Genomic DNA, 12,494 nt, shown 5'->3' with positions numbered 1-12,494 from the left:
CATGCTTCAAGGGGAGGCCAGGAGGCCTCCCCCCTTTGCCGGGACCCGCACCATGCCTTTTTCCTTTCGCGCCCTGCGCCTGGGGCTGATCGTTTTCTTCATTCTTGCCGGCACGCTGTTCAGCGCCGGTTGGGCCATGCACCATGCCCAGCGCCAGGCGATGGTCGAAGACGCCGGTCGCGCCAGCCAGCAACTGGACCTGTACGCCAACTCGCTGCACACCCTGATCGAGCGCTACCGCGCCCTGCCCGCCGTACTGGCCCTGGACCCGGAACTGGTCAGCGCCCTGCGCGGCCCGGTCAACGGCCCGGTCCAGGATGCCCTGAACCGCAAGCTCGAACGCATCAACGGCGCGGCCAATTCCTCGACCCTGGAACTGCTCGACCGCACCGGCCTTGCCGTGGCCGCCAGCAACTGGCGCCTGCCCAGCACCTATGTCGGCTCCAACTACGGCTTTCGCCCCTACTTCAAGCAGACCCGCAGCCAGGGTAGCGGACGCTTCTATGCCGTGGGCGTGACCAGCGGCGTGCCAGGCTACTTTCTCTCCAGCGCGGTACTGGACGAACACGGCCGCTTCCTCGGCGCCATGGTGGTCAAGCTGGAGTTTCCGGAACTTGAGCGCGAATGGCGCCAGGGCAGCGATATCCTGCTGGTCAGCGACGCCCGCGGGATCATCTTCATCGCCAACCAGGAGGGCTGGCGCTACCGCGAACTCAAGCCGCTGAGCAGCGCCGACCGCGCCGAGCTGGCCGCCACCCGCCAGTACGACAAGCAACCGCTGGTACCGCTGCAACACCAGGTGCTCAACCGCTTCGATGACAACAGCCACCTGATGCGTGTGCAGGGGCCCGAGGGCAGCACCGACTACCTGTGGGAAAGCCTGCCGCTGGAAGCCGAAGGCTGGACCCTGCACCTGCTGCGCAAGCCGCAGGTCAGAGACGACGGCCGCAATGCCGCCCTGGCTGCGGCGGCGGTGTGGCTGAGCCTGGTGTTCGCCCTGCTGTTCATCAGCCAGCGCGTGCGCCTGGCCCGCCTGCGCCAGCGCAGCCGTCAGGAACTGGAGCGCCTGGTCGAGGCCCGCACCCGCGACCTGCGCACCGCCCAGGAAGGCCTGGTGCAATCGGCCAAGCTTGCCGCCCTGGGGCAGATGTCGGCGGCTCTGGCCCACGAGATCAACCAACCGTTGACCACCCAGCGCATGCAACTGGCGACCCTGCGCCTGCTGCTCGACAACCAGCGCTACGATGACGCGCGCAAGGCCCTGGAGCCGCTGGAGCAGATGCTGACCCGCATGGCGGCACTCACCGGCCACCTCAAGACTTTCGCCCGCAACAGCCCCAGCGGCCTGCGCGAACGCCTGGACCTGGCCACCGTGGTCGATCAGGCACTGCAACTGCTCGATGCGCGGATTCGCGCCGAGCAGGTGGACGTCGCCCTGTACCTGGCCCGTCCGGCCTGGGTGCGCGGCGATGCCATCCGCCTGGAACAGGTACTCATCAACCTGTTGCGCAACGCCCTGGATGCCATGGCCGGGAAAGTGTTCAAACGCCTGGAAATCCGCATCGAAATCGAAGCCGAACAGTGGCGCCTGAGCGTGCTCGACAGCGGCGGTGGTATTGCTGCCGAACACCTGGGTAGCGTCTTCGACCCGTTCTTCACCACCAAACCGGTCGGTGAAGGCCTGGGGCTGGGGCTGGCGATATCCTATGGCATCATTCACGAAGCCGGCGGACGCCTTGCGGTCGACAACCAGCCAGGCGGCGCCCGTTTCAGTCTTACCCTGCCCTGTGACCCGGAGCCCTGATGTTGAATTCGGTAATGGTCGTCGATGATGAAGCCAGCATCCGCACCGCGGTCGAGCAATGGCTGAGCCTGTCCGGCTTCGATGTGCAGCTGTTCAGCCGCGCCGAGGAATGTCTGGCGCAGTTGCCCGGCCATTTTCCCGGGGTGATCCTCAGCGATGTGCGCATGCCCGGCATGGACGGCCTGCAGTTGCTGTCGCACTTGCAGGCACGCGATGCCGACCTGCCGGTGATCCTGTTGACCGGCCACGGCGATGTGCCCATGGCGGTAGAGGCCATGCGCAACGGCGCCTACGACTTTCTCGAAAAACCGTTCAGCCCGCAAAGCCTGCTGGGCAGCCTGCGTCGTGCCCTGGAAAAGCGCCAGCTGGTCCTGGAGAACCGTCGCCTGCATGAGCAGGCCGACCTCAAGGCGCGCCTGGAACTGAACCTGCTGGGCATGTCCCAGGGCATGCAGCAGCTGCGCAGGCAAGTGCTGGACCTGGCCAGCCTGCCGGTCAACGTCCTGATTCGCGGCGAAACCGGCAGCGGCAAGGAACAGGTCGCGCGCTGCCTGCACGAATTCGGCCCGCGCGCAGGCAAGTCGTTCGTTGCCCTCAACTGCGCCGCGATTCCAGAGACGCTGTTTGAGGCCGAGTTGTTCGGCCACGAGAGCGGCGCCTTCACCGGGGCCCAGGGCAAGCGCATCGGCAAGCTGGAATACGCCAACGGCGGCACGGTGTTCCTCGATGAAATCGAGAGCATGCCCCTGGCCCAGCAGGCCAAGCTGCTGCGCGTGCTGCAGGAGCAGAAGCTGGAACGCCTGGGCGCCAACCAGAGCATCGCGGTGGACTTGCGCATCATCGCCGCGACCAAACCTGACTTGCTGGAAGAGGCCCGCGCCGGCCGCTTTCGCGAAGACCTGGCCTATCGCCTGAATGTCGCCGAACTGCGCCTGGCGCCCCTGCGCGATCGGCGCGAAGACATCCCCCTGCTGTTCGAACATTTCGCCCGCCAGGCCGCCGAGCGCGTCGGCCGCAGCGCCCCGCCGCTCAGCGGTGCGCAGCTGGGACGCCTGCTCAGCCACGACTGGCCCGGCAACGTCCGCGAACTGGCCAACGCCGCCGAGCGCCATGCCCTTGGCCTGGGCGAGCCTGCCACTGCCGAGGTCGAGCCCGGGCAGTCGCTCGCCGCCCAGCAGGAGGCCTTCGAGGCCCAATGCCTGCGCGCCGCCCTAGGCCGGCACAAGGGTGAGATCAAGGCCGTCATGGAAGAGCTGCAGATCCCCCGTCGCACCCTCAATGAAAAGATGCAGCGCCACGGCCTGCAGCGCGAAGACTTCCTCGGGGCGGACTGACCCCATAAGCAAGAATCCGCCTATCGACACCTGATCGATAGGCGGATTTCCGCTCATCCACTCAAGAAAACCCCTCTAGACCGGGCCCTCCGCTCCTGGCACGGCTCCTGCTATAGCCCTGGCAGGCTGCGTTTCGGCGCGCTCCACAAAAACAACTATGAAGGTCCCTTCGATGGATAACTCCACCACCCTGCCCGCCGGGGCGGCCATTGCGCCAGCCGCGGAAAAAACCACCCGAAGCCGGCTCAAGTCGATTTTCAGCGGTTCGATCGGCAACATGGTCGAATGGTACGACTGGTATGTTTACGCCGCGTTTTCCCTGTACTTCGCCAAGGCATTCTTCCCCGCTGGCGACACCACCGCACAACTGCTGAACACGGCTGCCATTTTCGCCGTGGGCTTCCTGATGCGTCCGATCGGTGGCTGGCTGATGGGCCTGTACGCAGACCGCAAGGGCCGCAAGGCCGCACTGATGGCCTCGGTTCTGCTGATGTGCGCAGGCTCGCTGGTCATCGCCCTGACCCCTGGCTATGAAACCATCGGCGTTGCCGCCCCGATCCTGCTGGTCATTGCCCGACTGATGCAGGGCCTGTCGGTGGGTGGCGAATATGGCACCTCGGCCACCTACCTCAGCGAGATGGCGACCAAGGACCGTCGCGGCTTCTTCTCCAGCTTCCAGTACGTGACCCTGATCTCCGGCCAGCTCATCGCCCTGGCGGTCCTGATCATCCTCCAGCAGACCCTGACCACCGAGCAGCTGTATGCCTGGGGCTGGCGCGTACCCTTCGTGATCGGCGCCCTGTGTGCGGTCGTGGCCCTGTACCTGCGTCGTGGCATGGAAGAAACCGCCTCCTTCACCAAGAAGGAAAAGTCCAAGGAAAGCCTGATGCGCACCCTGATGCGCCATCCCAAGGAACTGGCAACCGTGGTCGGCCTGACCATGGGCGGTACCCTGGCCTTCTACACCTACACCACCTACATGCAGAAGTACCTGGTGAACACCGTCGGCATGAGCATCAGCGACTCGACCACCATCTCGGCGGCGACCCTGTTCCTGTTCATGTGCCTGCAGCCGATCATCGGTAGCCTTTCCGATAAAATCGGCCGCCGTCCGATCCTGATCGCCTTCGGCGTCCTGGGCACCCTGTGCACCGTGCCGATCCTGACCACCCTGCACACCATCCAGACCTGGTGGGGCGCCTTCTTCCTGATCATGGCGGCGCTGATCATCGTCAGCGGCTACACCTCGATCAATGCCGTGGTCAAAGCCGAACTGTTCCCGACCGAAATCCGCGCCCTGGGCGTCGGCCTGCCCTACGCACTGACCGTGTCGATCTTCGGCGGCACCGCCGAGTACGTCGCGCTGTGGTTCAAGAGCAACGGCATGGAATCCGGTTTCTACTGGTACGTGACCGCTTGTATCGCCTGCTCGCTGCTGGTGTACGTGTTCATGAAGGACACCCGCACGCACTCGCGGATCACTACTGACTGAGGCAAGGCCTGGGTCAACAAAAAAGGGGCGTCCAGCAATGGACGCCCCTTTTTTTCTTGCTTAACGCGCGATTAATCGCCCGCCTGCATGCTGCTCCCATCGATAGATCGCAGGCTACGCCAGCTCCCACACGCCCCGTGATGAGGCCATGGCAGCTGCCTAAAGCATCGATTAATTCGATTTTTATACGCGAATTTTTGCGCTTTTTAATCAATTTAATCGGCGTAAGATCAAACCCATAGAAACAAACAACCCAACACCACCCCGGAGCAACGACCATGAAAAGCAAACTGATCCTGACCCTGGCCTTCTCGGTACTGGCTGCCAACGCTTTCGCCGAAGACGGCTTCGACCGCACCAACAGCCACAACTTCGGTGCCGTACAAACCCAGTCGGCTACTTACGCAGAAGATGGTTTCGACCGCACTGGCGGTGCCAACTTTGCTGAAGACGGTTTCGACCGCACTGGCGGCGCCCGCTTCGCTGAAGATGGCTTCGATCGCACTGGCGGTGCCCGCTTCGCCGAAGACGGTTTCGATCGCACCCAGGCCCACCGCATCAGCTGATAGCCGATGCAACGCAGTCAGCCCGGCTCCGGCCGGGCTTAATCGTTTTCAGGCGGGCAAAGCCTTGGCACACTAGGCGCTTTCACACAGGGAAGGCCTCAAGGCAGATGTACTACTACGAACCCGCAAAAGGCCACGGCCTGCCCCACGATCCGTTCAATGCCATCGTCGGTCCGCGCCCGATCGGCTGGATTTCCTCCCAGGATGCCGAAGGTCGCCTGAACCTCGCGCCCTACAGCTTCTTCAATGCCTTCAATTACATTCCACCGATCATCGGTTTCTGCAGCGTCGGGCGCAAAGACAGCCTGAACAACATCGAGCAGACCGGCGAGTTCGCCTGGAACCTGGCCACCCGGCCATTGGCCGAGGCCATGAACCAGAGCTGCGCGGCCGTCTCGCCCGAGGTCGACGAATTCTCCCTGAGTGAGCTGACCCCGGTGGCCTCGAAGGTCATCGCCGTACCCCGGGTGCAGGAAAGCCCGGTGTCTTTCGAGTGCAAGGTCACCCAGATCATTCAGCTGCAACGTGCCGACCAGGCCCTGGTGCCGAGCTGGTTGATCCTGGGTGAAGTGGTGGCGGTGCATATCGCCGAGCACCTGCTCAAGGACGGTATCTACGATACCGCGGCCGCACAGCCGATCCTGCGCGGCGGTGGTCCTGCGGACTACTTCGAACTGGGTAACCTGTTCAAGATGGCCCGTCCGCAGGTCTGAACTACCAGACCAGTTCGGCGTCGTCGCTGACGTCCTGCAGGCGTTCAAGCTCCGCGCAGGCGGCCTCGTCAGCGGCCAGGGCGGTCTTGAACACCTGCCCTTCGAGAACCTTGTGAAAACGCGGCGCGCCCGAGGCGCCCAGGCCTTTGACGGCGATTGCCGCGTTGTAACCTTCTTCGCCACGGACGGCTGCCGATACCGCTTCGAACTGCGAAAACTCTCTACGTGCCATGTGCTTCAAATCCACATCGATTGCCTGAAACCCGTATTCTAACCTGCAGACGGTTCACCGAAGGTATGCAGGTCGAGGCTGGCGACCACCCGGGCCTGTACCAGTTCACCGAACAGTTCCAGGCTCGGCGAGGCAAAGTAGCCACCCATCGCCTGCTGGTCGCGCCAGAAACCACTGAGCAGCCACAGGTCGGCATCGGCCTGGGACTGTTGCAGGTTGAAGTGCAGGCAGCCTGGTGCCTGGCGAGCGGGCTCGAGCAGTTGACGCAGGCGTTCGCCCAGCTCCTGCGAGCGACCGCTGCTGGCGCGGATGAAAGCCAGGTGAGTGACCGGATTGGGCGAGGTCATGTGCGATTCTCCTCAAGCTGCCAGATAAAAACCCCAGGCTGCGCAGGTTAGGCCACGCGCCTGCGCGGCCGTTAGGCGATTCCTGTCAGGCGCTTGCCTGATCCTGCGCAGTCGGCAGGATCAGGCAAGTGGGCGACAGCTTTCGACTAGCGCCATAACTTGCACAAACCTATCCTGCAGTCGTTCTCCGTGGAATTGCCTTTATGTCCTTGATCGACGCCGACCGCCTTGTCCTCGACCCCGCCCTGGAGCTGCAACGCCAGGAGCTGGCCGAGCTGATCCGTCGCCATGCACCCTGCGAGATGGGTGTGCAGACGAGCATCGAAGGTCTGTACCTGGCCCGCCACGAAAAAAGCGTGCGTTCGATGCCCGCGCTGGCACAACCGGCCTTGTGCATCCTTGCCCAGGGCAGCAAGGAGGTCTGCCTGGGGGACGAACGCTATGTCTATGACCCGCTGCACTACATGGTGGTGTCGGTGGCCTTGCCGATCAGCGGCGTACTCCTGGAAGCCAGCCCGGAAAACCCCAGCCTGGCCATGCGTCTGGACATCGACCCGGCACAACTCAATAACCTGATCGCCGATGCCGGCCCCATGGGCGTGCCCGCCCTGCCCTCGGGCCGAGGCCTCTATGTGGAGCGCACCGATCCATTGCTGCTCGATGCCTTGCTGCGCCTGACTCGCCTGCTCGATTCGCCAAAAGACATCGCCGTGCTGGCGCCGCTGGTTCGTCGTGAAATCCTTTATCGCCTGTTGCGTGGGCCACAAGGCTATCGACTGCATGAAATCGCCCTGTCCAACAGCCAGACCCATCGCGTGTGCAAGGCCGTCGAATGGCTGAACCAGCATTTTCATCGACCGCTGCGCATCGACGAGCTGGCCCGCGAAGTGAACCTGAGCAGCTCGACCTTGCACCATCGCTTCAAGGCGGTCACCTCCATGAGCCCGTTGCAGTACCAGAAGCAATTGCGCCTGCAGGAAGCACGGCGACTGATGCTCAATGACGGATTGGAGGCGGCGGTGGCCGGGTATCGGGTGGGGTATGAGAGCCCGTCGCAGTTCAGCCGTGAATACAGCCGCCTGTACGGGGCACCGCCGGTGCGGGATCTGGCACGATTGCGTAATGCACTGTAGATACCGTCTTGCCCGACACCGCGCGGTCGATCGCAGGCTTCGCCAGCTCCCACAGGGGGCGGTGCATACCGAACCCTTGTGGGAGCCGGCAACGCCGGCGATGGCCACTGAACGCCAATTCCCTGCCGCTGCCGCCAGGCTGCGGCTACAGAGAGAGGCGGTGTTACAGCGCTCTTAGCACATGCTTGATTTCCTGGAAGGCACTCAACCCCCAAGGCCCCAGCTCACGCCCGATGCTGCTCTGCTTGTAGCCGCCCCAGGCGGTCTGCGGGAAGATCACCTGCGGCGCATTGATCCACACCAGGCCGGCCTGCAAGGCATTGGCCACCCGCTCGGCCGCGACCAGGTCACGGCTGACCACACTGGCCACCAGGCCGAACTCGCTGTCGTTGGCCAGTGCCACCGCCTCGGCTTCACTGGCGACCGGGCGGACGCACAGCACCGGCCCGAAGATTTCCTCGCGCCACAGCGCACTGTCCAGCGGCACGTCGGTGAACACCGTGGGGCTGATGAAATACCCGCACGGCAACGCCACAGGCCGTGAGCCACCGCAGAGCAAGCGCGCACCGGCCTCCAGGCCCGCCGCGATATGCCCCTGGACACGCTGGTACTGCAGCTGGTTGACCAGCGCCCCCATCTCGCTGTCGCCGACAAAGGGGTCGCCAACCCGGATCGCTTCGGCACGTGCCTTCAAGCGCGCAATAAAGTCCGGATACAGGGCCTCGGCCACCAGCACCCGGCTGGTCGCCGAGCACATTTGCCCGGCGTTGAAGAACCCGCCCAGGCACGCCAGCTCGACCGCCAGCTCAAGGTCGGCATCCTCGAGCACCAGCAAGGCGGATTTACCCCCCAGTTCCAGGCTCACCCCCTTGATGGTTTCGGCGGCGCGCTGCATCACCTGCACGCCGACGCCGTTGCTGCCGGTGAAGGAGATCTTGGCAATCCGTGGATCGGCAGCCAGGGCCGCGCCCACCGAGATACCCGTGCCACACACCAGGTTGAACACGCCCGCCGGCAAGCCCGCCTCGGCAATGATCGCCGCCAGTTCCAGTTCCGCCAGCGGCGTCACCTCGGACGGCTTGAGCACCACGCAGCAGCCGGCAGCCAGGGCCGGTGCCAGTTTCCAGGCGGTGGTGACCATCGGGAAGTTCCACGGCACGATCAGCCCGACCACGCCGCACGGCTCACGGCGCAAGCGGGCGACGAAGTCCTCGCTGGGCAACTCCACCGCACTGTCCTGGGCGGCATCGAGGCCGTCGGCCAGTTCGGCGTAGTAGCGGAAGGTGGCGATCACATCATCGACATCCATCTGCGCTTCGCCCTGGGGCTTGCCATTGTTGCTGGCCTGCAGGAAGACCAGGCGCTCGCGGCGCGCCTCGACGCCATCGGCGATGGCGCGCAGTACCGTCGCCCGCTCGCCGCCGGTGCTGATCGACCAGCCACCGAAAGCCCGTCGGGCGGCCTGGGTGGCACGATCCACCGACGCGCCATCGCCGCCAGCCACTTCGGCCAGCAGTTGTTCGTTGCTCGGATTGATCACCATCAGCGGGTGCGGACCGTGCTGCCAGACACCCTCGATATACACACCAGGCAGTTTCATCATGCTGGCACCGCCTGCATCCAGCGGTTCTGGTCGATTTCGATCAGGCTCGGGCCCTTGCGATCGCAGGCCTGGCGCAGTGCCTCACGCAGTTGCTCGACGCTGCCCACCGCTTCGGCGGCGCACCCCAGCGCCTTGGCCACACCGATGAAGTCCGGGGTATGGATGTCCACACCCACCGGCTCGATGGCGCGGTTGACCATGTACTTCTTGATTTCCTCGTAGCCCTGGTTGTTCCACAGCACCACGATCAGCGGCACCTGCGCTTCGGTGGCACTGGCCAGTTCCGGCAAGGTGAATTGCAGGCCACCGTCGCCGATCAGGCAGACCACCGGGGCGCGGTCTGCGATCGCCTCGGCACTGCCCAGCCAGGCACCCATGGCCGCAGGCAAGGCGTAGCCCAGGGTGCCGTAACCGGTGGAGGCATTGAACCAGCGGCGCGGCTGATCCATGTCCAGGGTCAGGTTGCCGGTGTAGACGGGTTGGGTCGAGTCACCGACCAGGATCACGTTCGGCAGGGTGTCGACCAGGGTCTTGAGCATGCGGGTCTGGCTGTGCATCGGCAGGTCCCAGCCCGCCAACAGCACGTCACGCAGGCGAGCAGCACGGCTGGCACCCCAGTCGCTGCCACGCACCGGTGCCGGTTGCTCGGCCAGGGCCACCAGCAGGGCCTGGGTCGCGACCGTGGCGTCGGCCACCAGGGCGACCTCTGGCGGGTAGTTGCGTACAGTCTGGTCCGGGTCGATATCGATACGCAGCAGGCGGCCGGGAATCTCGAAGCCGCCCTTGAAGGTCACGTCGTAGTCGGTTTCGGCCAGTTCAGTGCCGATCGCCAGGACCACATCCGCCTCGGCGACCAGCGCGCGGGTCGCCACCAGCGACTGGGTCGAACCGATCTGCAGTGGATGGCTCGCCGGCAACACGCCCTTGGCGTTGATGGTCAGTGCCACCGGTGCCTGCAGGTATTCGGCCAGGCGCGTCAGTGCCGCGCTGGCGTCGATGGCGCCGCCACCGGCCAGGATCAACGGGCGACGGGCACTGGCCAGCAAGGCTGCCATCTGCGCCACCGGAGCCGGGGCCGCACCGGCGCGGGCGATGCGTACCGGCCTGCTGGCCAGCAGATGGTCGGCCTCTTCGACCAGTACATCCAGCGGGATCTCGATATGCACCGGACGCGGACGCGCACCGTCGAACACGGCGAAAGCCCGGGCCAGGACCATCGGCAGGTCATCCGCGCTCATCAGGGTATGGGAGAACGCCGCCACACCCGCGACCAGGCCGCCCTGGTTCGGCAGCTCGTGCAGCTTGCCGCGACCGCCGCCCAACTGGTTGCGCGACTGCACGCTGGAAATCACCAGCATCGGGATCGAGTCGGCGTAGGCCTGGCCCATGGCGGTGGTGATGTTGGTCATGCCGGGGCCGGTGATGATGAAGCAGACACCCGGCTTGCCACGGGTACGCGCATAGCCGTCAGCCATGAAACCTGCGCCTTGCTCATGGCGCGGGGTGATGTGGCGGATGGAGGAGCGCGCCAGTCCCCGATAGAGCTCGACGGTATGCACACCAGGGATACCGAAGACATGGTCAACGCCATAGCCTTCAAGGAGTTTGACCAGTACTTCGCCGCATGTCGCCATGATCGTGTGCCTGTTGTTGTGTTGAAAACAGGCTTTATTGGACCGCTGCACCGCTACCGGCACAATGCAAAAAAGCTCATACTAGCCATGTCTTGAGATCATGGCTCAACCCCGATGAAACGCCTGCCGCCACTACCCGCCCTGCACACCTTCCTGGTCACTGCCCAGTGCTGCAACTTCACCCGTGCGGCGCAGGTGCTGCACATCACCCAAGGCGCGGTGAGCCGGCAGATCGCAGGCCTGGAGGATCATCTGGGCTATGCCCTGTTCCTGCGCCAGGCCCGCGGCCTGAGCCTGACCCGCGAGGGCCAGGACTGGTTACCACGGGTGCAGCAGGTATTCGCGTTGATCGAGGAAGGGGTGCAGCAGGTCGGTGCGCGCAGTGCCACCTTGCAGCTCAAGGCGCCTACCTGTGTGATGCGCTGGCTGCTGCCGCGCCTGATGGAATGGCAGGCCTTGCGTCCGGATGTGCCGGTGGAGCTGACCACCACCGTGCAGCACGGCGTCGATTTTCGCCGCGAGGTGTTCGACGCCGCGGTGGTCTATGGCGCAGCGCCCAATCACGGCCTGCACAAACTCAAGCTGTTCGACGAGCAACTGACCCCGGTGTGCGCCCCGCAACTGCTCGACGGCGCCCTGCCCTTGCGGCAACTGCCGGACCTGGAGCAGCACATGCTGCTGCACCCGACCCGCGACCAGCATGACTGGAACACCTGGCTCAGCGTCGCCGGCGCCAACCTGTCGCGCCAGGGCAAGGGCCAGCATTTCGAAACACTGGACATGGCCATGTCCATGGCATCCCAGGGCACTGGCGTGGCCATCGGCGACTGGTCGCTGATCGGCGATGACCTCAACAGCGGCCGCCTGGTCACGCCCTTCCCCCTCAAGGTCAGTACCGGCCAGGCCTATTACCTGGTCAGGCCACAAGGCGCGGGACAGCCCGCCCTGCTGGAGCTGCTCGACTGGCTGTGCGAGCAGGCCCAGCGGCGCAGCACTCAGTAGCCGACGGTAAAACGCTGGCGCGAGTGAGCCGGCTTCTCCACTTCATCGAGCAGGGCGATGGCGTAGTCGGCAAAGCTGATCCAGCTTCTGCCATCGGCTGCGAACAGCAGGTGGTCCTGGCCCAGCTTGAAGCTGCCGGTGCGTGCGTCTTCGACGAACTCGGCCGACGGTGACAGGAAGGTCCAGTCCAGTTCGTCTTCCCGGCGCAGGGCATCGAGGAACTGGCAGCCGGCACTGGCTTCAGCCTTGTAGGCCTCGGGAAAGCCAGGACTGTCGATGACCCGCTGCCCCGACGGCAACAACAGGCTACCCGCGCCACCGACCACCAGCAGGCGCTTGACCCCGGCCTGCCTGGCCGGCTCGATGATCGCGGCGGCCGGAATCGTGGCGAAATGCGCAGCGCTCAGTACCACATCGCTTCCGCTCAGCGCCTGGTGCAGCGCGGCGCTGTCCAGCACATCCACCGCTTTTGCCGTGACGCCTGCGCGACCTTGCAGTTTCGCAGGATCCCGGGCGATGGCGGTGACGCTGTGACCGCGACGCAGGGCTTCTTCCAGCAACTGGCTACCGGCACGTCCGGTCGCCCCGATGATTGCAATCTTGCTCATATCAAACTCCCGTCAGGATTGAGGTC

General features: G+C 64.7%; 12 protein-coding genes. 7 read left to right on the top strand and 5 right to left on the bottom strand.

Annotation, left to right across the window (positions count from 1 at the left end):
- Positions 1-52 precede the first annotated feature (52 nt).
- The 5 genes from ACIQUS_RS13610 (at position 53) to ACIQUS_RS13590 (ending at position 5,909) form a co-directional block, all read left to right on the top strand.
- Positions 53-1,804: an ATP-binding protein gene (locus ACIQUS_RS13610; protein WP_403047721.1), complete on the top strand. Its 1,752-nt coding sequence runs from the start codon at positions 53-55 to the stop codon at positions 1,802-1,804.
- Positions 1,804-3,138, top strand: coding sequence for a sigma-54-dependent transcriptional regulator (locus ACIQUS_RS13605; RefSeq protein ID WP_403047719.1), 1,335 nt, complete (start codon positions 1,804-1,806; stop codon positions 3,136-3,138). The genes ACIQUS_RS13610 and ACIQUS_RS13605 overlap by 1 nt, the downstream gene beginning before the upstream one ends.
- A gap of 172 nt (positions 3,139-3,310) precedes the next feature.
- On the top strand, positions 3,311-4,630 hold the full coding sequence (locus tag ACIQUS_RS13600) for an MFS transporter (protein WP_403047717.1): 1,320 nt from the start codon (positions 3,311-3,313) through the stop codon (positions 4,628-4,630).
- Between the two features lie 278 nt (positions 4,631-4,908).
- The gene (locus tag ACIQUS_RS13595; protein WP_403047715.1) at positions 4,909-5,196 is read left to right on the top strand and encodes a hypothetical protein; all 288 of its coding nucleotides are present in this window, start codon (positions 4,909-4,911) and stop codon (positions 5,194-5,196) included.
- A 107-nt stretch (positions 5,197-5,303) separates the two neighbouring features.
- A complete protein-coding gene (locus ACIQUS_RS13590) occupies positions 5,304-5,909 on the top strand; it encodes a flavin reductase family protein (RefSeq protein ID WP_403047713.1) in 606 nt (201 codons plus the stop codon).
- Position 5,910: 1 nt separating this feature from the next.
- Here ACIQUS_RS13590 and ACIQUS_RS13585 read toward each other — a convergent pair whose 3' ends face one another.
- Complete coding sequence (locus ACIQUS_RS13585; protein ID WP_403047711.1) at positions 5,911-6,141, bottom strand: hypothetical protein; 231 nt, start codon at positions 6,139-6,141, stop codon at positions 5,911-5,913.
- 38 nt (positions 6,142-6,179) lie between these two features.
- The gene (locus ACIQUS_RS13580; RefSeq protein WP_403047709.1) at positions 6,180-6,488 is read right to left on the bottom strand and encodes an antibiotic biosynthesis monooxygenase family protein; all 309 of its coding nucleotides are present in this window, start codon (positions 6,486-6,488) and stop codon (positions 6,180-6,182) included.
- Positions 6,489-6,691: 203 nt separating this feature from the next.
- Here ACIQUS_RS13580 and ACIQUS_RS13575 point away from each other — a divergent pair, with 203 nt between their 5' ends.
- On the top strand, positions 6,692-7,621 hold the full coding sequence (locus ACIQUS_RS13575; RefSeq protein WP_403047707.1) for an AraC family transcriptional regulator N-terminal domain-containing protein: 930 nt from the start codon (positions 6,692-6,694) through the stop codon (positions 7,619-7,621).
- Between the two features lie 163 nt (positions 7,622-7,784).
- On the opposite strand, the gene ACIQUS_RS13570 is transcribed toward ACIQUS_RS13575, so the two are convergent.
- Together ACIQUS_RS13570 and ACIQUS_RS13565 are read right to left on the bottom strand one after the other, a co-directional pair.
- On the bottom strand, positions 7,785-9,224 hold the full coding sequence (locus ACIQUS_RS13570; protein WP_403047705.1) for an aldehyde dehydrogenase family protein: 1,440 nt from the start codon (positions 9,222-9,224) through the stop codon (positions 7,785-7,787).
- Complete coding sequence (locus ACIQUS_RS13565) at positions 9,221-10,858, bottom strand: 5-guanidino-2-oxopentanoate decarboxylase (RefSeq protein ID WP_403047703.1); 1,638 nt, start codon at positions 10,856-10,858, stop codon at positions 9,221-9,223. The genes ACIQUS_RS13570 and ACIQUS_RS13565 overlap by 4 nt, the downstream gene beginning before the upstream one ends.
- A 114-nt stretch (positions 10,859-10,972) precedes the next feature.
- Here ACIQUS_RS13565 and ACIQUS_RS13560 point away from each other — a divergent pair, with 114 nt between their 5' ends.
- Positions 10,973-11,860 carry a LysR substrate-binding domain-containing protein gene (locus ACIQUS_RS13560; protein WP_403047701.1) on the top strand — a complete coding sequence of 296 codons (888 nt, stop codon included), beginning with the start codon at positions 10,973-10,975 and terminating at the stop codon, positions 11,858-11,860.
- Here ACIQUS_RS13560 and ACIQUS_RS13555 read toward each other — a convergent pair.
- Entirely contained in the window at positions 11,854-12,468 is a 615-nt protein-coding gene (locus ACIQUS_RS13555; RefSeq protein ID WP_403047699.1) for an NAD(P)-dependent oxidoreductase, read from the bottom strand. The two genes, ACIQUS_RS13560 and ACIQUS_RS13555, sit on opposite strands and share 7 nt — an antisense overlap.
- Positions 12,469-12,494: the final 26 nt, after the last annotated feature.

This window comes from Pseudomonas sp. NPDC090755 (genome assembly GCF_044769005.1).
Lineage (GTDB): Bacteria > Pseudomonadota > Gammaproteobacteria > Pseudomonadales > Pseudomonadaceae > Aquipseudomonas.
This window is presented reverse-complemented; position numbering and strand designations above follow the sequence as displayed.